The organism is Variovorax sp. GW460-12-1-14-LB1 (assembly GCF_059423605.1).
In genome coordinates, this window is sequence record NZ_JBWKYF010000002.1 from 72,517 (window position 1) to 96,328 (window position 23,812).

The window sequence follows — 23,812 nt, forward strand, 5'->3', positions numbered from 1 at the left end:
TTCATGCGCGCACCTCCGGCGGGTCTGCCTCTGCGTTGGCATCTTCTTCATCGGCCTGGCGGAAGGTCATCTCCCAGAACGCGCCGGGGTTGAACGACAGCACGGCCGTGAGCGTCACGGTGAGCGCCACGAAGGCCCACAGCGCGGGCCCCGGCACCACCGTCGCCATGCTCGACAGCTTGACGATCGCCACCAGCACGCCGAGCAGGAAGACCTCGATCATTCCCCAGGGCCGCAGCGACTGCATCATGCGCACCAGCACCGCGAAGCCCCAGGGCCGGTGCGCGCGAGCGAGCGGCACCAGCAGGTAGGCCAGGATGCACAGCTGCAGCAGCGGAAACAGGATGGTCGTGGCCAGCACCAGCAGCGCCACCGGCGACATGCCCTCGGCGCTCAGCACCACCACCGCGCCGGCCAGCGTGGTCTGGCTGCGCAGGCCCTGCAGTTCGATCTCGACGATGGGAAACAGGTTGGCGATGGCGAACATGATCAGGCTCGCGACCGTCAACGGCAGGATGCGCCGCTGCTGCGCGCCCGGGTGCCGGTCGAGCTCGGTGCCGCAGCGCGGGCACTCGGCCACGTCGCGCGGCGCCAGCGGCGTGCGGGCGTAGACCGCGTCGCAGCCCGGGCAGACCACGGTGTCAGGTACTTCCTTCATGAGGCCGTACCCTACCTTATTCAGGCATGCGGACTTGTCGTCTTCAGCCGCAGACTGCTGAAAACCGCCGCCACCGCCGCGCAACCCGCCGCCAGCACCAGCGCCACCACGGGGCCGTGCCCGCCATGCGGGCTCCAGACACTGAACACCGCCGCCAGCACCACGGCCCCGAGCGTCTGCCCGGTGAGCCGCGCCGTGCCCAGCATGCCGCTGGCCGCACCACTTCGGTGCGCGGGTGGCGAGCTCACGATGGTGTGGTTGTTGGGCGACTGGAACAGGCCGAAGCCCAGGCCGCACAGCGCCATGCGCCAGGCGATGTCGGCATTGCCCGGATGCGCCGGCAGCGCCGCCAGCAGCGCCAGGCCCGTCGCCAGCAGGCCCAGGCCGATGCCGCCCAGCAGCCCGTCGGGGTAGCGTCCGATGAGCCGCCCGGCGATGGGCGCCATCACCACGATGGCCAGCGGCCAGGCCGTGATCAGGAGGCCGGCCTCGATGTGGCTGCGACCGTATACGTCGAGCAGCAGGAACGGCAGCGCGATGTAGGCCAGCATCTGCGCGCAGAACGCCGCCACCGAGGTGCCCATCGACAGCGCGAACACGGGGATGCGCAGCAGGTCGATGGGAAAGAGCGGCACCGCCTGCGTGCGCTGTCGCCGCAGGTAGACGAAGCCCACCGCCAGCCCGGCCGCCAGCGTGGCCCAGGCCGACCACGGCGTGCCCGTGGCCTGCACCCCGCCCTCGCGCACGCCCAGCTGGTCCACGCCGAGGAAGACCAGCGAGAACATCAGCACGTTGAGCGTCACGTCGACCGGCGAGAAGCGCGCGCCCGCGGCCGGCGCCGCGCGGTTGAACGGCAGCGCCCGCAGGCCCAGCGCGAAGGTGACGATGCCCAGCGGCACGTTGATGGCAAAGAGCCAAGGCCACGACGCCACCGACAAGATCGCCGCCGCCACCGAAGGCCCGGCCACCGACGAGGTGGCGACCACCAGCGAATTGATGGCCATGCCCCGCCCCAGCTGCGCCGAGGGGAACGTGAGCCGCACCAGCGCCGCGTTGACGCTCATGATCCCCGCCGCGCCCAGCCCTTGCAGGGCGCGCGACGCGATCAGCGTGGCCAGCGAATTGGCGAAGGTCGCGGCCAGCGACGACACGGTGAACACCGCCATGCCCACGAGGTACACGCGCCGGTAGCCCACAAGGTCGCCCAACGAGGCCAGCGGCAGCAGCATCACCAGCGTGGCGATCTGGTAGGCGTTGACCACCCAGATGGCCTGCGCCGGCGTGGCCTGCAGCTCGCGCGCGATGCCGGGCAGCGCGAGGTTGACGATGGTGCCGTCGAGCACCGACACCGTGAGCCCGAGGATGATGACCAGCATCGCCCAGCCGCGCGCGGGCGCGGCCAGGCCGTCGAGCTGGGCCTGCGGGCCGTTGCCTGTCATGGCCACCGTCATGTCAGGCCTCCTGCGCCCTGCCCCCGGTTGGCTCCGAGCGCACACCGCCGAGCGTGAGCCAGGTCAGCACCAGTGCGATGAGCGCGCCGGCGGCCATGCCCGCCACCATCGGCAGCGGACGGCCGTTGGAGAACAGCCCCACCACCGCCATCGCCAGCGCGCCGGTCAGCATCTGCAGCGTGCCCAGCAGCGCCGAGGCCGTGCCGGCGATGGCGCCGTGCATCTCGAGCGCCAGCACGCCGGTGGTCGGGATCACGAGGCCCATGAAGCCCGAGGCGATGAAGTACAGGACGATCAGCACCCACAGGTTGTCGCCGCCCATCGCGAAGTACACGAACATGGCGACCATCGCCACGCCGCAGCAGGCCACGCCGAACTTGACGAGGTTGACCAGCCCGTAGCGCTCGCCCAGCGAACCCGTGAACTGCGAGGCCGCGATGAAGGCCGCCGCGTTCACGCCGAAGGCCACGCTGTACATCGCGGGCGACAGGCCGTAGTGGTCGATCATCACGAACGACGAGTTGGCCAGGTAGGTGAAGAAGCCCGCCATCGCGAAGCTGCCGATGAACACCAGCCCGAGGTAATGCCAGTCGCGCAGCAGCAGCCAGTAGGCCGACAGCGCGCTGCCCAGGCTGCTTTCGACACGCTCGGAGGCCGGGCGTGTTTCGTCGAGCAGCTTGACCATCATGGCCAGGCCCGCCACCGCGGCGATGGTGACGGCCCAGAACACGCCGCGCCAGCCGGTGAAGGCGATGACCAGGCTGCCCGCGAGCGGCGCCAGGATCGGCGACACGCTGAACACAAGCATCAGCAGCGACATCAGCCGCGCGGCGTCGGTGCCGGTGTGCAGGTCGCGCACCACGGCGCGCGGAATCGCCATGCCGGCGGCCGCGCCCAGGCCCTGCACGAAGCGCAGTGCGATGAGGGTCTGGATGTCGGTCGCCAACGCGCAGCCCACGCTGGCCAGCGCGAACAGCACCAGCCCGGCATACAGCGGCGGCTTGCGCCCGACCATGTCGGAGATCGGGCCGTAGAGCAATTGCCCCGCGCCGAGCGACAGGAAGAAGGCGGTGAGGCTCATCTGCACCGCGCCGATGTCCGCATGCAGGCTCTGCCCGATGGCGGGCAAAGCCGGGAGGTACATGTCGATCGCGAAAGGCCCGATGGCGGAGAGCAGGCCCAACAACAGGGCCATTTTGAAGAACGGAGAAGAACGCATTGGGTCGATTGTGGCGAAGGCTCGCAATCGGTGCAGGCGTGGGGTCGGCGTCTTTCGCCGCTAGTGCATTCGTTCTACCGGGCGGTACGCCGCGCCCGCTCAGTACAGCGTGGCCTGCTGGCGCGCGGGCAGTTCTCGGTCGTAGGTGACGCCGTCGAAGGCCGCATCGGTCAGCGCCGAAAGGATGGCACCTGGCGTCGGCACGGTGCGCGGCGCGTCCGGCGGCACCGGCGCCCAGAGCTTGGAACGCTGGATGGCGCGGGCGCACTGGAAGAACACGGTCTCGACGGCGACCTCGATCACGCACTGCGGCGCGCGCCCTTCCACCGCGAAGCGCGCCAGCAGCTCGGGTGCCACGCGGATGCGTGCGCGTCCGTTCACGCGCAGCGTCTCGCCCACGCCCGGAATCAGGAACAGCAGGGCCACGCGCGGGTCGGCCACGATGTTGCGCAGGCTGTCGATGCGGTTGTTGCCGCGCCGCTCGGGCAACAGCAAGGTCTTGTCGTCCTGCACCGCGACGAAGCCCGGGGCGTCGCCGCGCGGCGAGGCGTCGAGCCCGCCGGGGCCGGTGGTCGCGAGCACGGCGAACGGCGATGCGGCGATCAGCGCCTGGTAGCTCGGGTGCAGGTACGGCACTTCCTTCTTGAGCGAGGCTTCGCCCGGCTGGCCGAACAGGGCTTCGAGTTGGGCGACGGTGTCGATGGTGGTCATGGGGTGATGTTCTCCTGGATCGGGGTGGGTGGCGATGCGCGCCGGACACAGGCCAGCGCCGCGATCGCCAGCAGCAGCGCGGCGGTGCCGTAGATCCACGGCGGCGAGGCAATGGGCAGCAGCACGCCGGCCAGCAAGGGTCCGGCGCCCGCGCCGATGTCGCGCCAGACCGCGCGGGCCGCCAGCGCCCGCACGCGCTCCGGTCCGGGTGTGCGACGCGCCACGATGGGCGGCAGGAGCGGCAACTGCAGTGCGCGCAGCACCACGATCAGCGCCGCGCAGCTCCACAGCCAGCCCAGGCCAAAGCCCACGAGCGCGAGCGACGTCACCAGCGACAGGCTCACGAGCAGGCGCTCGGCGCCGAAGTGCTCCGCCATGCGCCCGCCCACCGGCCCGAGGAAGATTTCCGCGAGGTAGCGCAGCGCCATCAGCACGCCGGCCACGATCACCGCGCCGCCGGGCAGCAGGTCCTTGCCGAGGTACGACAGGCCCACGATGAACAGGCCGTCGAGCGCCAGCCCTTCCATGAACGACCAGCCGTCCAGCGCATTCGGCCGCGAGAAGCGCCGCGTCGGCGCGGCACTGTGGTGCGGCTTCGACGGCAGCCGCCGCGTGACGAACAACGCCAGCAACGACACCACCGCCAGCACGCCGAAGATCGCGCGCGGCCCGACCGTGTACGCCAGCAGCGCACCGAGCGGCAGCGCGAGCACCGGCCCGGTCGCGATGAAGGCGCGCGACCGCCCGCTGCGCCGCGCGGCACCGAGCGGGTCGGCCGTGGCCAGGGCCTGCGTCGACAGGTTGAGCGCCGCGAAGCACAGGCCCCAGGTCAGCCGCAGCGGCAGCAGCGCCCAGAACCCCGAGAGCGTGGCGTAGCCCAGCCCGCAGCATGCGGCGGCCACCACGGCCAGCGTGCAACTGGCCCGGTCGCCGTGGCGCGCATAGAAACGCGCGACCCAACCGTAGCCCGCGATGCGCACCAGCCGGTTGGCCGCCAGCAGCAGACCGACCTCGGCCAGCGAGACGCCGAACTGCGACGCGTACATGGGCAACAGCAGGTACAGCACCACGTCGGCCGGCAGCGAGAGGCCGAGCGCCATGGCGGCGTGGCGGGAATCCAGGTCGGTGGAACGGGCGGGAGCGGCGGGAGAAAGCGGTGGTGCAGCGGACATCGAGCCCGTATCGTGCCCGCTCGCGACGCCCGCCGACAAACGACATTCCCGCGCGGCATGCGTGAGAAAATCGCACGCATGCCGCTTCGCGAACCGCCCCTCCATGCCGTGCGTGCCTTCGTGGCGGCGGCCCGCCACCTGAGCTTCACGCGTGCCGCGGTCGAACTGCACGTGACGCACAGCGCGGTGAGCCGACAGATCAAGAGCCTCGAGGCCTGCCTGGGCGTGGCGCTGTTCGAACGCCGCATCCGGCAGGTCACGCTGACGCCCGAGGGCCAGCAGTTCTTCGCGGAAACCGAACCCGCGCTCGCGCAGATCCACGCGGCGGCCCGCGCGCTGCAGCTGCAGGGCCCGGCGCGCGCGGTGCGCATCAACGTGCGGCCCTCGTTCGCGGTGCGCTGGCTGATTCCCCGGCTGCCGTCCTTCGTGGAACGCCATCCCGATATCGAGCCGCAGGTCGTCACCAGCACCGTCATGCCCGAGCAGGCCACGGACAGCTTCGACATCGCCGTGCGCCGAGGCCTCGAAGGCTGGCCGTCGTCGATCCAGGTGCGGCCTTTCCTCGAAGACGAAGTGCTGGTGGTCGGCGCGCCCGCGCTGTTCAAGGCGCAGCCGCTGCCCGACCTGCGCGCCCTCGCCTCGCATGTGCTGCTGTCGGCGCGCACGCGCAAGGACGACTGGGACGACTGGAAGAAGCAGGTCGGCGCACCGCGCGCGCGGCCGGCCGGTCGGCTGCAGTTCGATCACCTGCACTTCGTGCTGCAAGCCGCGGTCGACGGGCTGGGCATCGCGCTCGCGCCGACCTCGCTGGTGGCGCACGACCTGGCCTCGGGGCGGCTGCAGTCGCCGTTGCCTGGGTTGCGGATGCCGCTGGAGCGCTACTACTACGGCCTCGCGCCCGATGCAGCGCCCGAGACGGTGTGCGTGGCCGAGTGGTTCGAGCAGATGAACGCGGGCTGAGGCTTCCACGTCCGTAAACGGCCAGCGGCAGACAGGCGCGGCCCCGAGGATGCGGTCTTTCTCTTCGTGTGCCGCCCCATGCCCTTGCCTCTTCCCCGTTCCTTCTCCCACCTCGCCTGGGCCAATCTTGCGGCGCAGTCCGCCGAACAACTGAGCCTCGCGGCCGTGCCGCTGGTGGCCGTGCTCGCGCTCGGCGCCGGGCCGGGCGAGATCGGCTTTCTCGCGGCGGTGCAGACGCTGCCCTTCCTGCTGGTCTCGCTGCCGATGGGCCTGCTCGCGGACCGCATGTCGCGCCGGCGCTTGATGGTGTGGGCCGAAGGCTTGCGCGCCGTGTCGCTGCTGGCACTGCTCGGCATGGTGCTGTCGTCGACGCTGGGCATCGGCGGGCTGGCTGTGCTCGGCTTCCTCGGCGCGGTCGGCACCGTGGGCTTCAGCGTCGCGGCGCCCGCGCTGGTGCCGGCCCTCGTGCCGCGCGACGCGCTGGCGCGCGCCAACGGGCGGCTGGAGCTGGCCCGCAGTGCCGCCTTCACGGCCGGGCCTGCGCTCGCGGGCGCGTTGGTCGCGTGGGCCGGCGCGTCGTCGGCCTTCGTGCTGGCGGCGGTGCTGTCGGTGGCGGCCGTGGGCCTGTTGCTGCGTTTGAACGAAGCGCCCCGCCCTGCAGCCCCGTCGCGCCATCCGCTGCGCGACGTGCACGATGGCGCGCGCTTCGTCTGGCAGCACGCTTTCTTGCGGCCGATGCTGATGACCGGCGCGGTCTTCAACATCTCGTGGTTCGTGCTGCAGGCGGGCTATGTGCCTTATGCCGTGCGCGTGCTGGGCCTCGGCGCGCAGGCCGTGGGCTTCACGCTCGCGATGTACGGCGCGGGCATGGTGGTCGGTGCGCTGCTGACCTCGCGCGTGACGGCGCGGCTGCCTTTCGGGCGGGCGATCCAGGTCGGGCCGGCGGTGGCGGTCGCCGCGGCCGCGACGATGGCGGCCACGCTCGTCGTGCCGACCGCCTCGCTGGCTGCGCTTTCGTTCTTCCTGTTCGGCGCGGGGCCGATGGTCTGGGTCATCACCTCGACCACGTTGCGCCAGAGCGTGACGGCCTCGGCGATGCTGGGCCGGGTGTCGGCGGTGTTCCTGACGGTGAACGCAGGTGCGCGCCCGGTCGGTGCAGCGCTCGGCGGCCTGGTCGGTGCGATGTGGGGCGAGCCGGCCTGCCTGCTGCTGGCGCTCGCGGGCTTCGTGCTGCAGGCCGCGATCATCTTCGGTTCGCGCATCGCGGGGCTGCAACAACTGCCCGTGCCGGCAGCCTGACCGTTCAAGCTCAGAACAGCGAGCGCGTCCCGCTCGGTGTGGCGCCTTCGATGTCGAGCATGCGCAGCTTGGTCAACGCGCCACCGCCCGCCGAGAAGCCGCCGGGCTTGTTGCCCGCGGCCAGCACGCGGTGGCAGGGCACGACCGGCGCGAAGGGGTTGTGGCCCATGGCCTGGCCGACCGCGCGCGACAGGCCCTTGTCGCCGAGTTCTTCGGCCACCTCGCCGTAGGTGCGCGTCTGCCCCGGCGGAATGCGCCGCGCGATCGCATAGACGCGTTGGTGGAACTCGGACACGCCGCGCATGTCGAGGTCGATGTCGCACAAGTCGTCGGTCGCGCCTTCGAGCAGCGCCTGCACGCCCGCGATGGCGTGCTGCGCGCGCGGCGACGGCGAGGCTTCCTCCAGATCAGGAAAGCGCCGATGCATGCGCGCACGCGTCGCGGCTTCGCCCCGCTCTTCAGGCAGTTGCACACCGACCAGCCCCTGCGGCCCCCAGGCCAGCGCGCAGACGCCGATGGCGGTCGGGAACAAGGCAAAGCCGGAATCGGAAGGAGATGCGGCAGTCATCGGAGCATTGTGATTCAAGGTTGAAAAACGACGCGCGGACATGGGCGCGAAGACCTCTTCCGCAGAAGAGCAAAAGTACCAGCCAAACACCCCGAAATATCGGACTTTCACTCGGCGCTTCGAGGCATTTCCGCTCATCCTTTCGAACGCACCGAATGTCGGCAAGCCGTTGTCGGACATGTGCATCGCCCCCTAGTCTCGCGCCCAGAAGTTGTCGGCTGAAATTCCAAAACAACAGGGAGACACATGCACATGAGGCCACGCGATTCTTCGCGGCCGGCGCGGCTGCGCGACCAGCGCGGACTGACGGCCATCGAGCTGATGGTCACGCTGGCGATCCTCGCGATCCTGATCGGCATCGCGGCGCCTTCGATGACGCGCTTCATCGTGCAATGGCGGCTGTCCAACGCCGTCAACGCCGTGACCAGCTCGCTGCGCATCGCGCGCACTGAAGCCATCGCCCGCGCAAGACCCGTCGTCGTCTGCCAGTTGCGCGCAGGCACCGCGGTCGAGTGCGAAACCGGCTCGGGCGGCAACGATTTCGCGGCCGGCTGGATCGTCTTCGCCAAGAACGACCGCGACGCCGACTTCGCCTATTCCGAGTCGACAGACGAGGTGCTGTTGCGGCAGGACGCACTGCCCGGCATCGCGAAGATCACCCTGGGCAAAGCCGGCCGTTTTGTCTTCCTGCCCAATGGTCTGGTGAGCTCGGGGAGCAACAGCATCACGGTCGATGCCCCCGGTTTCGAAACGGCCAGCACCACCCCATGGGCACGCAAGACGCTGTGCATCAGCAAGCCCGGGCGCATCCGCTACGCCGCGGATGGCGAAGACTGTTCGGGCAACGACGAATGAAGCGCCCGACACAACGCGGCGCCACCCTCATCGAGGTGCTGGTCGCCATCGTCATCCTGGCCATCGGCCTGTTCGGCATGGCGGGGCTCACGTCGGCGGCCCTCAAGTACAACCAGTTCTCGCGCATGCGCGCCACCGGCCTGAGCCTGGTGAACGACTACGCGGAACGCGCCCGCGCCAACCTCGCGGGCTTTGCCGGCTACACCCACGCCAAGGCCTACAACGCCAGCACACGCGAGGCGGCCTCCACGGACCCCACGCCGGCGCCAGCCGCCTGCGAGGTCGACACCTCCGTTCCCGACATGCCGGTCAACACCTGCGGCGCGGCCATTGCCGCCTACGACCTCGCGCAGTGGCTCACGAATGTCGGGAACCGGCTGCCCGGCGGCACGGCCTACGTCACCACGGAACTGGCCGACGCGTCCTCCGGCGTGAATGGCCTGCCGGCCACGCGCGTGCTGAACATCTGGCTGATCTGGCGCGCCATCGCGGAGGACACCGGCTTCGCGCTGCGCCAGGCCTGCCCCATCGCCGACGCCAACATCGCGGCCCCGGCAGAGGTGAACTGCATGTACTTCCGGATCACGCTGTGAGCACCGTCTTCACTGCACTCCCACGCACGCGCAACGCGGCCCGCGGCTTCACGCTGATCGAGCTGATGATCTCGCTGACGATCGGGCTGGTGATCCTGGCCGCCGCCCTGTCCACGTTCTCGACCTCCAGCCGCAGCAGCCAGTTGTCGCAGGCCGAGACGCAGTTGAACGAGGACGGCATCCTCGCGCTCAACCTGATCCAGCAGCAACTCAAGCAGGCCGGCTATTCGCAGCAGCTCATCCCGAGCAACGGCGCCACGGTGATGGGCAACTACGCCGGCCCCGCCGTGCGCGGATGCACCGGCGGATTCACCGATGCCGCAGCCGCCTTCGACAAGCTGTCGTGCACAGGCAAAGGCAGCGACGCCATCGCCATCCGCTACGAAGCCACCACCGACAACACCATGCCCACGGGCACCGACGCCAAGCTGGCGACGAACTGCCTGGGCAACGGCATCAACGCCCTCACGCCGACACAGGTGAACCCGCCGCCCACGCCGGCACCCGACGCGCCCCCACCCGCCAACTACGCACTGGCCGACAACCGCTATCTGGTGACAGACGCGAGCACGGCACCGATGCTGTCGTGCCGCGGGATGGAAAAGCGCGACGCCGTCAACGCCATCGGCGCCTCGCAGCCGTTGCTGGCCAACGTCGAGAGCATGCGCATTCTTTATGGCGTGGCCAGCCGTCCCAGCATCGAGCTGGCGGCCACCTACGACCCGCTGCGACACCAGATCGTCAAGTACCTCGATGCCGCGGGTGTCGATGCCCTGCCCGGCAGCGGCGTCCTTGCCGATCTCGCCGAAGACCGTTGGAGCCGCGTGCTGAGCGTGCGCGTGTGCCTGCAGATGCGCAGCGACCGGCCGGTGCGCGACGTGCCCGAGGGCGGCCTTGCCTACAAGCGATGCGACAACACCGACCGCACCGGCACCGACGGCTACCTGCGCAGGACCTTCACCACCACGGTGCTGCTGCGCAACCGCCTGATCACACCATGAACACGAAGCCACTCCCTCTTCCGCGCCGCATCGCCGGCCGTGCGTACGAACGCGGCGCCGTGCTGATCGTCACGCTGATCCTGGTCGTGATCCTGTCGCTGGTCGGCACCTTCGCGATCCGCAATGCCACGCAAAGCGAGCGCAGCGTGAACGGCATCCGTTCAACCGAGATCGCGCGCGAAGCCGCCGAGACCGCACTGCGTTTTTGCGAACAGGTGGCCATCTTCGATGGCGACGACAAGGACTACACCGAGTACGCCTCCGTCGGCATGCGCGCCCGGATCATCACGACCCCCATCGGCTCGGAGTTCGACGAAACCGCGGCATGGCGCAAGAAGGCCAGCTGGGCGGGCAACAGCGCGATCGTCGTTCCGAAGGCCTACGCCAACAAGAAGCCCACCGGCACCACGGTCGACGCGACGCCCCTGGAGATCGAACCGCGCTGCCTCATCCAGAAGATCGCCACCACTTCGACGCCCAGTCTGACCGGCTACCTGATCACCGCCCGGGGCTTTGCCAACAACGCCAGGTTCGAGAAGTCGACCGGCATCGCCACCCAGGGCGCCGAAGCGTGGCTGCAGTCCGTGCTGACGCGCGACAAATGACTTCATGACCTTCATCGCCATGCCACACCTGCCTTCCGCTTCCTCGCGCTCCCGCCGCGGCTTCACGCTGATCGAAGTCATGGTCGTCGTCGCGATCATCGCCATCCTGGCCGCCATCGCGCTGCCGAACTACCAGGAGCACGTGCAACGCTCCAAGCGCGCCGAAGCCCAGGGCATCCTGATGGAGGCCGCGCAGTTCATGCAGCGCTACTACTCGGCGAACGATCGCTACACCGCTGCCGCGGGTGATGCCGGCGAGGAGACCGAGCAGAAGAAAGGCACAGAGAGCCTGTTGCCCAGGGCCTTGCAGCAGTCGCCGAAGTCCGGCGCCGCCAACTACACCATCGCCGTCTTCGCGCGCGACAACCCGCCCAGCTACGTCCTCAAGGCCACCCGCACCGGCAGCATGACCGGCGACCGGTGCGGCACGCTGACCTTGAGCGGCCTGGGTGTGAAGGACATGGATGACGAGGTCACGGGACTACTGACGAAGGAGTGCTGGAGATGAATCTCGCACGCCTCATCAGGTCCCCACTTTCAACCGCAGGGAAAACCGCATGACCGCCACGCGCCCGTTTCTTGTTCAGGTACCCGCCAGGGCCGCACGCACGCTGCGAACCTTCGTCAGTCTCGCTGCCGCGTGGGGCGCGGCGCTTCTTCCCATCGGCGACGCGCTGGCTGCCACGACGCCAAGCCAGGCCCCGCTGTACAACGCCGTGCCGGGCGCCAAGCCCAATCTGATGTTCGTGCTGGACAACTCCGGGTCGATGGACGACGAGATGCAGGACGGGTATGCGGTCAACGACCAGTGCAAGGGAGAAGAGAAGGACTGCAGGGGCAAGTACGGGTGGTATTCGATGCGGTCCAGCAACGTCAACACCCAGTACTACAACCCGGCGATCACCTATGGCGCCAGAGTCGATGCAACCGGAAAGGAAAAGCCCAACCCGGTTTCTTTCGTCAACAACCAGTCGTCCACCGACAGAAGGCCTTTGCACGAAGCGGGGACGACGACAAGCACCAAGAAGTTCACCTACGTTCTGTGCAAGAACAACGACTGTTCCACCGAGGCCAATCGAACAGTCAGCGTCATCGGGGCGCTCGATGTCGGCGATGTCCCCTTGCCACCCGGACACAGGCGGACCGACTGCGGGAGCGCCAACGAATGCCCCGCGGCGCTGGAGCGCAAGAACATCGCGAACTGGTACACGTGGTACCGCAACCGCGCACTCGCTGTCAGCACCGCGCTGGGCCTGGCGATGCAGAGCTACGACAACAAGTTCAGGGTCGGGTACGTTCAATACAACCAAAGCGTGGCGGAAGTAGATCCGAGAAACCCGGCCAAACCCGCCGAGCACATCGTCAGCGGCGTCAACTACTTCAAGGACGAGTCCACCGCTTCGGGGCAGAAATGGAAGTCCAGGTTCTATAGCTGGATCTACGACATCGTCCCCAACGGAGGAACGCCGAGCCACAACGCCCTGAGACTCGCCGCCGACTATTACGCCGGAAAGGAGACCGCGACCTATGCGACCTCCTCGCTGACCAGCCCCTGGAAGAACGATCCCAACGACCTGACGAGCGGTGAATTGAGCTGCAGGCGCGCCTACGCCATCGTGCTGTCCGATGGCGCCTGGAACTCGGGTACGGCGCAAGACATCGACACTCGCTTCACAGCCACGACCGCCAGCACCAACTACGACGGCAAGCCTGCCGGAAGTGCAGCGAAGTTCAAATACGACCCCAAGGGCGCTCCCGCCCGCGACAGCCTGGACCTGCCCCAAAGGTTGAACGCCAGAAACCTCTACATCCCCTACAGCGATGGCGGCATCAGCAGCAACGGTTTTGCCGATCTCACGGCCCGCTACTTCTGGCACACGGATTTCTCCAGCACGCTGTCCAACGACGTGCCGCCCGTGGAGGGCCAGCACAACCCAACCTTCTGGCAGAACATGACCACGTACACCATCGGCTGGGGCCTCACGCCCTCGGGCGACTCGCCTCTCAAGAAGGGGCTGACGTGGGCGCAGATCGAGAAGTACAACAGCGACTGGCTCGCCGGCAATCCGGTGACGCCACCGCAGTGGGCGACCGGCGACCTGAGCCGCGACAGTTCGGACGCGGGCGACGCCCGGCGCGTCGATGACTTCATCCGTGCCGGCTTCACCGGCGGCGGCCGTGCCTACAGCGTGTACTCGGGCGAGGACGTGCGCCGCGCGCTCGACAACGCCTTGAGCAGCATGGTCGGCTCCGGCAACGACGCCGGCGTGGCCGTATCGGGCAACAGCAACGAGTTCCAGACGCTGCAGGGCCAGTACAAGTACACGACCGAGTACCAGACGGCCGACAACAGCGGCGACATCAAGGCCTTCGCGCTGAATGCCGACGGCGCCAACGCTGTCTTCGACGATGCCGGAAAGCCGAAGCCGGCCTGGTCCGCCAATGCCAGGATGCCGCCTCTGGACAAACGCACGATCCTTGCCCTCTCGAACTACGACCCCAACACCCCCGGGAACGCCCAGCGCACGGCGCTCACCTACGGCACCCGGCTGAGCGACCTGCCGAACGATCTCCAGGCCCTGCTGAACGCCGACAAGCAGCAGGCCACCGACGAACGCTTTGTCCGCTACTTGCTGGGCGAGGACCCGCAGAAGGATGCCGGCGGCACGGTCTACCGGCTGCGCAGGCAGCCCATCGGCGCCTCGGTCAACTCGCCGCCGGTGTTCGTGGGGGGACGCTTCGACATGGGCTACGGCACCTTCGGCTCGGTCGACGGCAAGGACACCTACCCCGATTACAAGGCACTCAAGACCACGCGCCCTCCCACCATCTTCGCGGCCACCAACAACGGCAAGGTCCATGTGCTGAATGCCGGCAGGAACGAGGCCGCAGGCAGCGAGCTGGCCGCGTTCATGCCCAAGGGCGCCATGGCCTCGCAGATCGACCTCGCCGGCACGAACTTCCGCTTTCGCTACACGCTCGACGGCCCGCTGGTCGAGCAGGACGTGTACGACAGGAACGGCCAGACCCCGGCTGGCGAAAAGAACACCTGGCGCCAGCTGGTGCTGGGCACGGGCGGACGCGCGGGCCCTTTCATCTACGGACTGGAATCGCCGCTGAACAACGCCGACCGGACCCCGGGCAAGGAACACTTCCTCTGGGAAGTGAACAACAAGCACAAGGACTATCCCCACCTGGGCCATGTGACCAACAACCCCGCCGCGGGCCAGCTGGACGACGGCACCTGGGTCATGCTGACCGGCAACGGCCACTACCCCGAAACGCAGAAGGTCGGGCTGTACGTGGTGGAGGCGCTCACCGGCAAGCTCAAGCAGTTCATTCAACTCCCCACGGGCTACGGCGGCGACGCCACCGGCGGCAACCGCGGGCTTGGCGGCGTGGTCGCGGTGCGGGACAGCACCCGCCGCATCGTTGCGGCCTACGCCGGCGACGCCAACGGCAACCTGTGGCGCTTCGACCTGCGGAGCGCGAAGCTCGCGGCCTCCGTTCCCAGGCGGCTGTTCACCACGCCACAGGGCAGAAAGCAGCCCATCTATGCCGCGCCGACCTGGCAGGTCCACCCGGGCGACGGAAGCACGTGCACCTACAGCGCCACCTCGCAGTGCGGCGCCATCGTGGTGATCGGCACGGGCATCCTGCTCGACGAAGACGACCTGGCCATGCCGGCCACGAAGCAGGCCCTCTACGGCCTCTGGGACCAGACCCCGATCGGAGGCGACGACAAGGCCGGCGCCGTCGCGCTCAGCACCTCGAACCTCGTGACGCAAACCATCATTCCTGTGGCGAAGACCGGCGCCGGCATCGAGGAGGGAAAGGACTTCTACCAGCTCAGCACGAATGCCGTCGATTGGAAAACCAAGAGGGGATGGCAACTGAACCTCGGCACCATCACCCACCCCGGCGCGATGGCCAACGGCGAGCGCGTGGTCGGCGACCTCGCCAACCTGGGCAGCAGCGTGATCGTCTCGTCCTTCCTGCCGGAGGACAAGAAACAGGGCATCGAATCCTGCACGGCCACGGGCAGCCTGCCCAACATCATCTACGTGCTCGACGCACTCACCGGCAAGAACAAGAACTCCTTCGACGTGGATGGCAACGGCAGCTTCGACGCGTACTCGGTCGTCTCGATCCCCGCCGGCGGCTTCACGCGCGGCAACGTGAACTCGCGGAACATGGTCGGCCAGCCCAACGAAGGCCAGCCGGACGGCAAGCCCAGGAGCAGTTGCACCAACGAAACCGGCTTTCTCACCGGCGTGGGTGGCACGCAGAAAGCCGGTGACGGCTGTCCGGACTCCCGCACCTGGCGCCGCAGCTGGCGCCAGGTGGTCTCGCCACCCTTCTGAGTGCCGAAAGAGAAAGCCGCAGCCGCCTCAGAGCATCATGTGCCGCGCCAGCAGCACCGCCACATGCACCGCCTCGCGCTGCGCGCCGTCGCCGATCTGGTGCCTGCAGCTCGTGCCGTCCGCCACCACGACCGCATCGGGCCTGGCGCGAATCGCGGGCAGCAGGCTCGCCTCGGCCATCTGCATCGACACCTCGAAGTGGCTCGCCTCGTAGCCGAAGCTGCCGGCCATGCCGCAGCATGAGCTCTCGATCAGCTCGGGCTCGGCGCCCGGAATCAGCTTCAGCACCTCCATGATCGGACTCACCGCACCGAAGGCCTTCTGGTGGCAGTGGCCGTGCAGCAGGATCGGCGCGGTGGCCGGCTTCAGCGCGAGTTCGAAGCGGCCGGCCTTGCGTTCGCGGGCGATGAACTCCTCGAACAGCAGCGCCTGCTTCGCGACGGCCTGCGCCTTGTCGCCGAAGCCCATCACCAGAGTCTCGTCGCGCAGCGTGAGCAGGCACGAGGGCTCGAGCCCGACGATGGGAACGCCCGCCTGCGCCAGCGGCAGCAGCGCGTCGATCAGCGCTCCGGCGCGAATCTTGGCCTCGTCCACCATGCCGCTGGCCAGGAAGGTCCGGCCGCAGCAGTGGTGCCCGCCGCCCTTCTCCACCGTGTGCAGCGCATAGCCTGCGGCGTGCAGCACGCGCGCGGCCGCAAAGACGTTCTCGCTTTCGAAGGTGCCGTTGAAGGTGTCGACGAACAGCACGGCGACCTTCTCGCCGCGCGCTGCTGCAGCCAGCACCGACGCTTGATCAGAAAACAGACCCGACGCCACCGTGTCCTTGGCACGCCAGAAGGTGTCGGTGCGCCATTCGGGCAATGAGCGCTTCGCCGAAAAGCCCAACATCTTCTCGCCCAGCCATGCCGCGCCCGGCACGCGGTTGCGCAGGTTCAGTAGCCACGGCATGCGGCTGGCGCGGTGTGCGTAGTCGGGCATGTAGGCGACCAGCTTGTCTTTCAGCGTGTGGCCGTGGCGCTTCTTGTAGTGGTCGAGAAACTCGACCTTCATCTTCGCCATGTCCACGCCGGTCGGGCAGTCGCGCTTGCAGCCCTTGCAGCCCACGCACAGGTCCATGGTCTCGTGCATGGCCTCGCTGGTGAAGGCGTCGGCGCCGAGCTGGCCCGACAGTGCCAGGCGCAGCGTGTTGGCGCGCCCGCGCGTCAGGTGCTGCTCGTCGCGCGTCACGCGGTAGCTGGGGCACATGGTGCCGGCGTCGAACTTGCGGCAGTGGCCGTTGTTGTTGCACATCTCCACGGCCTTGGCCAGGCCGCCGGTGCTGTCGCCGCCGGTGCCGGGCGCGGTGGTCACCTCGGTCACGGGGTCGGCGTTGACGTTCCAGCCCGACCAGTCGAGCACTGGCTTCAATTCGATGCGGCGGTAGGGCTTCGGCGCGGTGGGCGGCGCAAAGCGGAACAGCGCGCCGTCGTCCATGCGTGGCGGGTCGATGATCTTGCCGGGGTTGAACAGGCCGATCGGGTCGAGCTGCTGCTTGATCGCGCGAAAGGCCTCGTTGATCGCCGGACCGAACTGCCATTCGATCCATTCGCCGCGGCACAGCCCGTCGCCGTGCTCGCCGCTGAAGGCGCCCTTGTACTTGCGCACCAGCGCGCTGGCCTCTTCGGCAATGGCGCGCATCTTGGCCGCACCGTCGGCGCGCATGTCGAGAATGGGCCGCACATGCAGCGTGCCGACCGAGGCATGCGCGTACCAGGTGCCACGGCTGCCGTATTTGGCGAACACCTCGGTCAGCGCGTCGGTGTATTCGGCCAGGTGTTCGAGCGGCACCGCGCAGTCCTCGATGAAGCTCACGGGCTTGCCGTCGCCCTTGAGGCTCATCATGATGTTGAGGCCGGCCTTGCGCACCTCCCACAGGTTCTTCTGCCGGCCGTCGTCGGGCATCTCGACCACGCTGCCGGGCAGGCCCAGGTCGCCCATCAGCTCGACCAGCCGCTTCAACTGCGGCAGCAGCGCAGCCTTGTCGGCGCCCGAGAACTCGACCAGCAGGATGGCGGCGGGCTTGCCGATCAGCGCCGTTTCCACCGTCGGCTTGAACGCGGGGTTGGCCAGGCTCAGTTCGATCATCGTGCGGTCGACCAGCTCCACCGCTGTCGGCCCGAGCTTCACGATGTGCTGCGCCGCGTCCATGGCCGCATGGAAGGTCGGGAAGTTCACGATGCCCAGCACCTTGGCGCGCGGCAGCGGCGCCAGCTTGAGCTTCAGGCTGCGCGTGTAGGCCAGCGTGCCCTCGGCGCCGATCAGCAGGTGCGCCAGGTTCACGCTGCCGTCGGCCGTGTACGGCTTCTCGCTCTGGTTGTCGAAGATGTCGAGGTTGTAGCCCGCCACGCGGCGCATCACCTTGGGCCAGTGCTGCGCCATGGCGTCGCGGTGCTCTTGCGCCAGCCCGTGCACGAACTGCGCAATGCCCGCCGCGCGTGCGCCCAGCTGGCCCAGCGGCCCGAACTCGACCAGCTCGCCACTCGACAGCCACGCGCTCGCACCCAGAACGTTGTGCACCATGTTGCCGTAGGCGATGGAGCGTGAGCCGCAGGAGTTGTTGCCCGCCATGCCGCCCAGCGTGGCCTGCGCGCTGGTCGACACGTCGACCGGGTACCAGAGCCCGTACGGCTTGAGCTGCGCGTTCAGGTGGTCGAGCACCAGGCCCGGTTCGACCGTGGCGGTGCCCTCTTCCACATTCACCTCGAGCACCTTGCGAAAGTGCTTGCTGTTGTCGATCACCAGCGCCGCGCCCGTGGTCTGGCCGCACTGGCTGGTGCCGCCGCCGCGCGCCAGCACCGGCACCTTCAGGTCGCGCGCGATGTCGATGGCGGTGGCGATGTCGCGCTCGTTCGTCGGCACGAAGGCGCCGACCGGCGTGATCTGGTAGATCGACGCGTCGGTGGCGTAGCGCCCGCGCGAACCGTCGTCGAACAGCACCTCGCCCTGCGTGTCGGTGCGCAGCCGGCGCGCCAGCAGTTCGCAGGTGTCGTTGGGCGGAAGAACGGTTCCGGCTGGCTGCATGTGGCTGGCAGGGTCGATGCGCATGTGGGGGCTTAGCTCGCGTTGTTGCTCGTGGTCTTGCTCTTGCTCTTGGCAGTGGGGTAGATCTGCCCGGCGCGCAGCAGCTCCAGCACGGTGTCGCGCTTGCGCAGCACGTGCGCCGTGAGCACCTTGCGCATGGCCTGCGCGTCGCGCGCGGCCAGCGCCTGCACCATCTGCTCGTGCTCCTCGACCGCGTGCTTCCACTTGGTCTCGTCCTGGTTGGTGCGAAAGCGCAGCGACTGCACGCGGGCGTTGATCGAGCGGTAGGTGTTCGACAGCACCGGGTTCGCCGCCGCGTCGTTGATGGCCGTGTGGATGCGCGCGTTCAGGCGGTAGTAGCCCGACAGGTCGCGCCGCGCGAAGCAGGCCATCATTTCGTAGTGCAGCGCACGCACCTCGGCCAGTTCCTCGTCGGTGATGCGCTTGGCCGCCAGCTCGCCCGACATGCCCTCGAGCATCGCCAACACCTCGAAGGTGTTGAGCACGTCGGCCTCGGTGAGCTTCACCGCCACCGCGCCGCGGTTGGGCAGCAGGTCGACCAGCCCCTCGGCCGCCAGCAACTTGATGGCCTCGCGCAGCGGCGTGCGCGACACGTTCAGCTGCAGGCACAGCTCGCGTTCGTTGAGCTTGGCACCGGGCGCGATGCGCCCCTCCACCAGCATGGTGCGCAGGCGCGACGCCACCTGGTCATGCAAGGCCAGCCTGGAGATTTCGATGATTTCAGCGGTCATATGGGGTTCCCTTGTCTGCATTTTGAATGCAAAAAATAGCCGATACAACCAAGGTTGATAGGTATAAACCAGCATACATAAATGCATTTTGAATGCAAAACTGAGCGCACAAGGAGAGCCCATGTTGCAACTCGACATCCACCCCACCGGCCGTCACTTCCTCCAGATTCCCGGCCCCAGCCCGGTCCCCGACCGCATCCTGCGGGCCATGAGCCTGCCCACCATCGACCACCGCGGGCCCGAGTTCGGCACGCTGGGCCTGAAGGTGCTCGGCGGCATCAAGGAGATCTTCAAGACGAAGCACCCGGTCGCGATCTACCCCGCGTCGGGCACCGGTGCATGGGAAGCCGCACTCGCCAACACGCTCAGCCCCGGCGACCACGTGCTCATGTACGAGACCGGTCACTTCGCATCGCTGTGGCAGAAGATGGCCACGCGCCTGGGCCTGTCGACCGAGTTCCTGGCCTACACAGGCACCGACGCCCACCTGCCGAATGCGCCCAGCTGGCGCCGCGGCGTGCAGGCCGAGCTCATCGAGGCGCGCCTGCGCAAGGACACCGAGAAGAAGATCAAGGCCGTGTGCGTGGTGCACAACGAGACCTCCACCGGCGCCACCTCCGACATCGCCTCGGTGCGCAAGGCCATCGACGCGGCGGGCCACCCCGCGCTGCTCATGGTCGACAGCATCTCGGGCCTGGCCAGCGCCGACTACCGCCATGATGAATGGGGTGTCGACGTCTGCGTGAGCGGCTCGCAGAAGGGCCTGATGCTGCCGCCCGGCATCAGCTTCAACGCGCTCTCGCCGCGCGCGCTCGAAACCGCGAAGCACGCCAAGCTGCCCAAGGCCTTCTGGGCCTGGGACGAGATCGTCGAGATGAACAAGGACGGCTACTGGCCCTACACGCCCAACACCAACCTGCTGTATGGCCTCTCGGAATCGCTGGACATGATCCTGGGCGAAGGCCTGGACAACGTGTTCGCGCGCCACCAGCGCTGGGCCGCCGGCGTGCGCGCGGCGGTCAACACCTGGGGCCTGCCGATCCAGTGCGCCGACCCGTCCGTGTACTCGCCCGTGCTCACCGGCGTGATCACGCCCGAGGGCGTCGATGCCGACGCCGTGCGCCGCCTGATCCACCAGCGCTTCGACCTCTCGCTGGGCACGGGCCTGGGCAAGCTCAAGGGCCGCATGTTCCGCATGGGCCATCTGGGCGACAGCAACGACCTCACGCTCGTGGCCATGGTCGCGGGCGTCGAGATGGGCATGAAGCTCAGCGGCATCAAGCTGGCGGGCAGCGGCGTGCAGGCGGCCATGGACTACTTCGCGAGCCACCAGGCCGCGCCGGTCGGCCTGCAAAAAGCAGCCTGAGCCCGGCACACGCCAACCCACACGGACCGCAGCGCATCGCTCGAACGATGCGGCGGCCCACCACCACCCTGCCGGGCCCGCGCAAGCGGCTCCCGGCACGCATCGGATTCCCCAACCGACGGAGACAAAGAAGATGCAAAGACGTTCCCTGATCCAGGCCGCCGCCGGCGCGGCCGCCACGCTGGGTGTGCCCCGGCTGTTCGCGCAGGAGTGGCCCACGGGCCCGGTGCGTATCGTGGTGGGCTTTCCACCCGGCGGCGGCACCGACGCGCTCGCGCGCGTGGTCGCGCAGAAACTCACGACCATGTGGGGCCAGCAGGTCATCGTCGAGAACAAGGCCGGCGTCGCCGGCGTGCTCGCGGCCGACTACGTGGCGCAGCAGCCCAGCGACGGCAGCACCCTGCTCATGGCCCACATCAACAGCCACGCGCTCGCACCCAGCCTGCAGCCCAAGCTGCGCTACAGCGTCGAACGCGACTTCGTGCCGATCGTGCTCGTGGGCGTCACGCCCAACCTGCTCATCGCCAACCCGGGCCAGAAGGCCTTGAGCGCGAAAGACATCGTCGCCGCCTGCAAGGCCGCTCCCGGCACCGTGAGCTTCGGCTCCGCCGGCGCGGGTTCGGCCCAGCACCTGGCGCTGGAGATGTTCAAGCTGCAGGGCGGCGTCGATGCGCTGCATGTGCCCTACAAGGGCAGCGGCCCGCTGCTGGCCGACCTGATGGGCGGGCAAATTCAATACAGCTTCGAGACCATGACCGCTGCCACGCCGCACGTGAAGAACGGCCGCGTGCTCGCCGTGGCGCAGACGCGCACCAAGCGCGCCAAAGGCCACCCGAACGTGCCGACGATGCAGGAGCAAGGCTTTGCGGGCTTCGAAGCGACCACCTGGTACGGCCTGGCCGGCCCCGGCAAGCTGCCCCCGGCCATCGCACAGAAGGTGAACCGCGACGTCAACACCGTGCTCGCGATGCCCGATGTGCAGGAACGGCTCGACACCTACGGCGCGGAAGACGGCGGCGGTTCGCAGGACAAGTTCAAGCAGTTCATCAGCACCGAGATCGCCAAGTGGGCGAAGGTCGTCAAGGACGGCAAGGTGCAGGTCGAGACTTGACAGTTGTCGTTCAGGGCGACGCTCCCGCCGACGGGGAGCCTTGCTCCGCGAATGTCCCCCGGGGCTGCGCCCCTCCTCCTTGATTTCGCTGCGCAAGGCACCCCATCGGCGTGAGCGAGTTCAGAGCGGTTGTTGATCGGCCGCGCACCAGCAGCGCGTCCATGTGCCCAGGACACTGGGTGGTTCCCGCAGCGAAATCAAGGAGGAGGCCGCAGGCCGGGGGACATTCGCGGAGGGAAGTACCCGGTGGCCTGGGCACGCGCCCCGAACGAACGAACCCCAAAGAAACTGAGAAGATCCAAAAATGACGCCCGACCAAAAAGCCCTCACCGAAGCCCTCATCGCCGCACGCCAAGCCAATCGCACGCTCGACGCCACCCCGTGGACCGATGCCCTGCCAGACGCACCTCAAGCGTATGAAGTGCAAGACGCCGTAGCCGCAGCCCTCGGCTGGTTCAACGGCGTTCCGAAGACCTGGAAGTCCGGCGGCGGCTCCCGCAGCGCCACGCTCACGCACGCCCCGCTGCCCCCATCCGGCGTGCGCCAGAGTCCCGCCAACTTCAGCGACCTCACATTCCACACCCCCGGCATCGAGGCAGAAATTGCCTTGAGACTCGGCCAGGACGTCACCCCCGCCCAAGCCGCCGCACTCGACCACGACAACTCAGCAGCCCTCATCGACGCCATGGCCGTCTCCGTCGAAATCGTCGATGCCCGCTGGCAAGACCTGGCCGCCACACCCGCCCTGTTGCGCCTGGCCGATTCGCAGGTGCACGGCGCACTCGTGCTCGGCGAGTGGCAACCGTACGCCGCCGTCGACTGGGCCTCGCAGCGCTGCGAAACGAAGATCGGCGACGCAGAAACGGTGGTGCGCGAAGGCACGCATCCGCTGGCCGACCCGGCCTGGCTGCTGCCGATCTGGCTGCGCCACCTCACGCGCCACGGCCAGACCGTGCCCGCCGGCACCGTCGTCACCACCGGCTCGTGGGTCGGCGTGCTGCCCTGCCGCCGCGGCGATCAGGTGACGGCCGAATTCCCCGGCATCGGCGCCGTGCGCTTGAGCGTGTAACGCCCGCCGCCCACACCCGAGCACGCCACCAGGAAGTCGAGCACCGCCCGCACCCGCGCGGGCAGCGTGCCGGCCTTGCCGATGTACACCGCGTGGATCGGCTCGATCTCGCCCGGATTGAACTCCTCGAGCAGCGGCACCAGCCGGCCGGCATCGATGTCGTGCTGGATGTGATACAGCGACAACCGCGCCACACCCGCCCCCGCGATCGCCAGCTGCCGCAGCGTCTCGCCGTCGCCCGCGCGCACCGGCCCCGCCACCGGCAGCATCACCATGCGGCCGTCGACGCGCAGCGGCCAGTCGGGCGTGTTGCGCCGGTAGCTCCAGCCCAGCCGGTTGTGCGCCTCCAGCTCCTGCGGCGTGCGCGGCGTGCCGTACTTCGCCAGGTAGTCCGGCGCGGCCACGATGGCCTGGCTCGTTTCGCCCAGGCGCCGCGCCACCAGGTCGGACGACGGCAACTGGCCCCAGCGGATCGCGATGTCGGCGCGCTCGTCCATCAGGTCGACGATGCGGTCGGTCAGCGCAATGTCGAGTGTGATCTCCGGATGCATCTCAAGCAGGCGCGGCACCAGCGGCACCAGCTTGTGGTGCCCGAAGGACACGCTGGCGTTGATGCTCACCCGCCCGCGCGGCGCCGCACCGGCCGCGGCGCAACGCTCGGCCTCGTCCATGTCGGCCAGCACGCGCGTGCTGCGCTCGTAGAAATGCAGCCCCTCGGGCGTGAGCTGCAGCTTGCGCGTGGAACGGTGCACCAGCTGGATGCCCAGGCGCAGCTCGAGCCGCGCCACCAGCTTGCTGACGGCCGAGGGCGTCATGTCCAGCAGCCGCGCCGCCGCCGAGAAACCGCCCGCCTCCACCACCTGAACGAAGGCCTCCATTTCACCGGAGCGGTTGACGTCGATGCGCGGCATGGCCTTCCTTTTCTGTGACTTGAATTCACAAGTGCATGTACTGGCGGCATTCTAGTCATCGAGGCCGATCGTCCGCACAGTACAGGC

At 68.5% G+C, this 23,812-nt stretch carries 20 protein-coding genes; 11 read left to right on the forward strand and 9 right to left on the reverse strand.

The window, feature by feature from the left end:
- Nucleotide 1 precedes the first annotated feature (1 nt).
- The 5 genes from AC07Y4_RS01670 to AC07Y4_RS01690 form a co-directional block, all read right to left on the reverse strand.
- Nucleotides 2-658: a paraquat-inducible protein A gene (locus AC07Y4_RS01670; protein ID WP_487846962.1), complete on the reverse strand. Its 657-nt coding sequence runs from the start codon at nt 656-658 to the stop codon at nt 2-4.
- 20 nt (nt 659-678) lie between these two features.
- The gene (locus AC07Y4_RS01675) at nt 679-2,109 is read right to left on the reverse strand and encodes an MFS transporter (RefSeq protein ID WP_487846961.1); all 1,431 of its coding nucleotides are present in this window, start codon (nt 2,107-2,109) and stop codon (nt 679-681) included.
- A 1-nt stretch (nt 2,110) separates the two neighbouring features.
- Nucleotides 2,111-3,328 (reverse strand): multidrug effflux MFS transporter, encoded by a 1,218-nt coding sequence (locus AC07Y4_RS01680; RefSeq protein ID WP_167395025.1) that lies wholly within the window; start codon nt 3,326-3,328, stop codon nt 2,111-2,113.
- A gap of 99 nt (nt 3,329-3,427) precedes the next feature.
- The gene (locus AC07Y4_RS01685) at nt 3,428-4,039 is read right to left on the reverse strand and encodes a pyridoxamine 5'-phosphate oxidase family protein (protein ID WP_487846960.1); all 612 of its coding nucleotides are present in this window, start codon (nt 4,037-4,039) and stop codon (nt 3,428-3,430) included.
- Nucleotides 4,036-5,211, reverse strand: a complete 1,176-nt coding sequence (locus AC07Y4_RS01690; RefSeq protein ID WP_487846959.1) for an MFS transporter — start codon at nt 5,209-5,211, stop codon at nt 4,036-4,038. Before AC07Y4_RS01690 ends, AC07Y4_RS01685 begins: the two co-directional genes overlap by 4 nt.
- 78 nt (nt 5,212-5,289) lie before the next feature.
- Between AC07Y4_RS01690 and AC07Y4_RS01695 the strand changes: the two genes are divergently transcribed.
- Together AC07Y4_RS01695 and AC07Y4_RS01700 are read left to right on the forward strand one after the other, a co-directional pair.
- Nucleotides 5,290-6,171, forward strand: coding sequence for a LysR substrate-binding domain-containing protein (locus AC07Y4_RS01695; protein ID WP_487846958.1), 882 nt, complete (start codon nt 5,290-5,292; stop codon nt 6,169-6,171).
- Between the two features lie 78 nt (nt 6,172-6,249).
- The gene (locus AC07Y4_RS01700; RefSeq protein ID WP_487846957.1) at nt 6,250-7,470 is read left to right on the forward strand and encodes an MFS transporter; all 1,221 of its coding nucleotides are present in this window, start codon (nt 6,250-6,252) and stop codon (nt 7,468-7,470) included.
- A gap of 10 nt (nt 7,471-7,480) precedes the next feature.
- Here AC07Y4_RS01700 and AC07Y4_RS01705 read toward each other — a convergent pair whose 3' ends face one another.
- Entirely contained in the window at nt 7,481-8,038 is a 558-nt protein-coding gene (locus AC07Y4_RS01705) for a methylated-DNA--[protein]-cysteine S-methyltransferase (RefSeq protein ID WP_447744126.1), read from the reverse strand.
- A 252-nt stretch (nt 8,039-8,290) separates the two neighbouring features.
- Between AC07Y4_RS01705 and AC07Y4_RS01710 the strand changes: the two genes are divergently transcribed.
- The 6 genes from AC07Y4_RS01710 to AC07Y4_RS01735 are packed head-to-tail and all read left to right on the forward strand — an operon-like array spanning nt 8,291 to nt 15,456.
- Nucleotides 8,291-8,893: a GspH/FimT family pseudopilin gene (locus AC07Y4_RS01710; protein WP_487846956.1), complete on the forward strand. Its 603-nt coding sequence runs from the start codon at nt 8,291-8,293 to the stop codon at nt 8,891-8,893.
- On the forward strand, nt 8,890-9,486 hold the full coding sequence (pilV, locus tag AC07Y4_RS01715; protein WP_487846955.1) for a type IV pilus modification protein PilV: 597 nt from the start codon (nt 8,890-8,892) through the stop codon (nt 9,484-9,486). The genes AC07Y4_RS01710 and pilV overlap by 4 nt, the downstream gene beginning before the upstream one ends.
- Nucleotides 9,483-10,487 carry a PilW family protein gene (locus tag AC07Y4_RS01720; protein ID WP_487846954.1) on the forward strand — a complete coding sequence of 335 codons (1,005 nt, stop codon included), beginning with the start codon at nt 9,483-9,485 and terminating at the stop codon, nt 10,485-10,487. The genes pilV and AC07Y4_RS01720 overlap by 4 nt, the downstream gene beginning before the upstream one ends.
- A complete protein-coding gene (locus AC07Y4_RS01725; protein WP_487846953.1) occupies nt 10,484-11,092 on the forward strand; it encodes a pilus assembly PilX family protein in 609 nt (202 codons plus the stop codon). The genes AC07Y4_RS01720 and AC07Y4_RS01725 overlap by 4 nt, the downstream gene beginning before the upstream one ends.
- Before the next feature lie 4 nt (nt 11,093-11,096).
- Nucleotides 11,097-11,600: a type IV pilin protein gene (locus AC07Y4_RS01730; RefSeq protein ID WP_487846952.1), complete on the forward strand. Its 504-nt coding sequence runs from the start codon at nt 11,097-11,099 to the stop codon at nt 11,598-11,600.
- 49 nt (nt 11,601-11,649) lie between these two features.
- Entirely contained in the window at nt 11,650-15,456 is a 3,807-nt protein-coding gene (locus AC07Y4_RS01735; RefSeq protein WP_487846951.1) for a pilus assembly protein, read from the forward strand.
- 27 nt (nt 15,457-15,483) lie between these two features.
- Here the strand turns inward: AC07Y4_RS01735 and AC07Y4_RS01740 are convergent, their stop codons facing one another.
- Together AC07Y4_RS01740 and AC07Y4_RS01745 are read right to left on the reverse strand one after the other, a co-directional pair.
- Nucleotides 15,484-18,540 carry an FAD-binding and (Fe-S)-binding domain-containing protein gene (locus AC07Y4_RS01740; RefSeq protein WP_487846950.1) on the reverse strand — a complete coding sequence of 1,019 codons (3,057 nt, stop codon included), beginning with the start codon at nt 18,538-18,540 and terminating at the stop codon, nt 15,484-15,486.
- Nucleotides 18,541-18,548: 8 nt separating this feature from the next.
- On the reverse strand, nt 18,549-19,268 hold the full coding sequence (locus tag AC07Y4_RS01745; RefSeq protein ID WP_487846949.1) for a GntR family transcriptional regulator: 720 nt from the start codon (nt 19,266-19,268) through the stop codon (nt 18,549-18,551).
- Between the two features lie 121 nt (nt 19,269-19,389).
- Between AC07Y4_RS01745 and AC07Y4_RS01750 the strand changes: the two genes are divergently transcribed.
- From AC07Y4_RS01750 to AC07Y4_RS01760, 3 genes are all read left to right on the forward strand, one after another.
- Nucleotides 19,390-20,634, forward strand: coding sequence for a pyridoxal-phosphate-dependent aminotransferase family protein (locus tag AC07Y4_RS01750; protein ID WP_487846948.1), 1,245 nt, complete (start codon nt 19,390-19,392; stop codon nt 20,632-20,634).
- Nucleotides 20,635-20,767: 133 nt separating this feature from the next.
- Entirely contained in the window at nt 20,768-21,745 is a 978-nt protein-coding gene (locus AC07Y4_RS01755) for a Bug family tripartite tricarboxylate transporter substrate binding protein (RefSeq protein WP_487846947.1), read from the forward strand.
- Between the two features lie 304 nt (nt 21,746-22,049).
- Nucleotides 22,050-22,814: a fumarylacetoacetate hydrolase family protein gene (locus tag AC07Y4_RS01760; RefSeq protein WP_487846946.1), complete on the forward strand. Its 765-nt coding sequence runs from the start codon at nt 22,050-22,052 to the stop codon at nt 22,812-22,814.
- On the opposite strand, the gene AC07Y4_RS01765 is transcribed toward AC07Y4_RS01760, so the two are convergent.
- Complete coding sequence (locus AC07Y4_RS01765; RefSeq protein WP_487846945.1) at nt 22,763-23,725, reverse strand: LysR family transcriptional regulator; 963 nt, start codon at nt 23,723-23,725, stop codon at nt 22,763-22,765. The two genes, AC07Y4_RS01760 and AC07Y4_RS01765, sit on opposite strands and share 52 nt — an antisense overlap.
- Nucleotides 23,726-23,812: the final 87 nt, after the last annotated feature.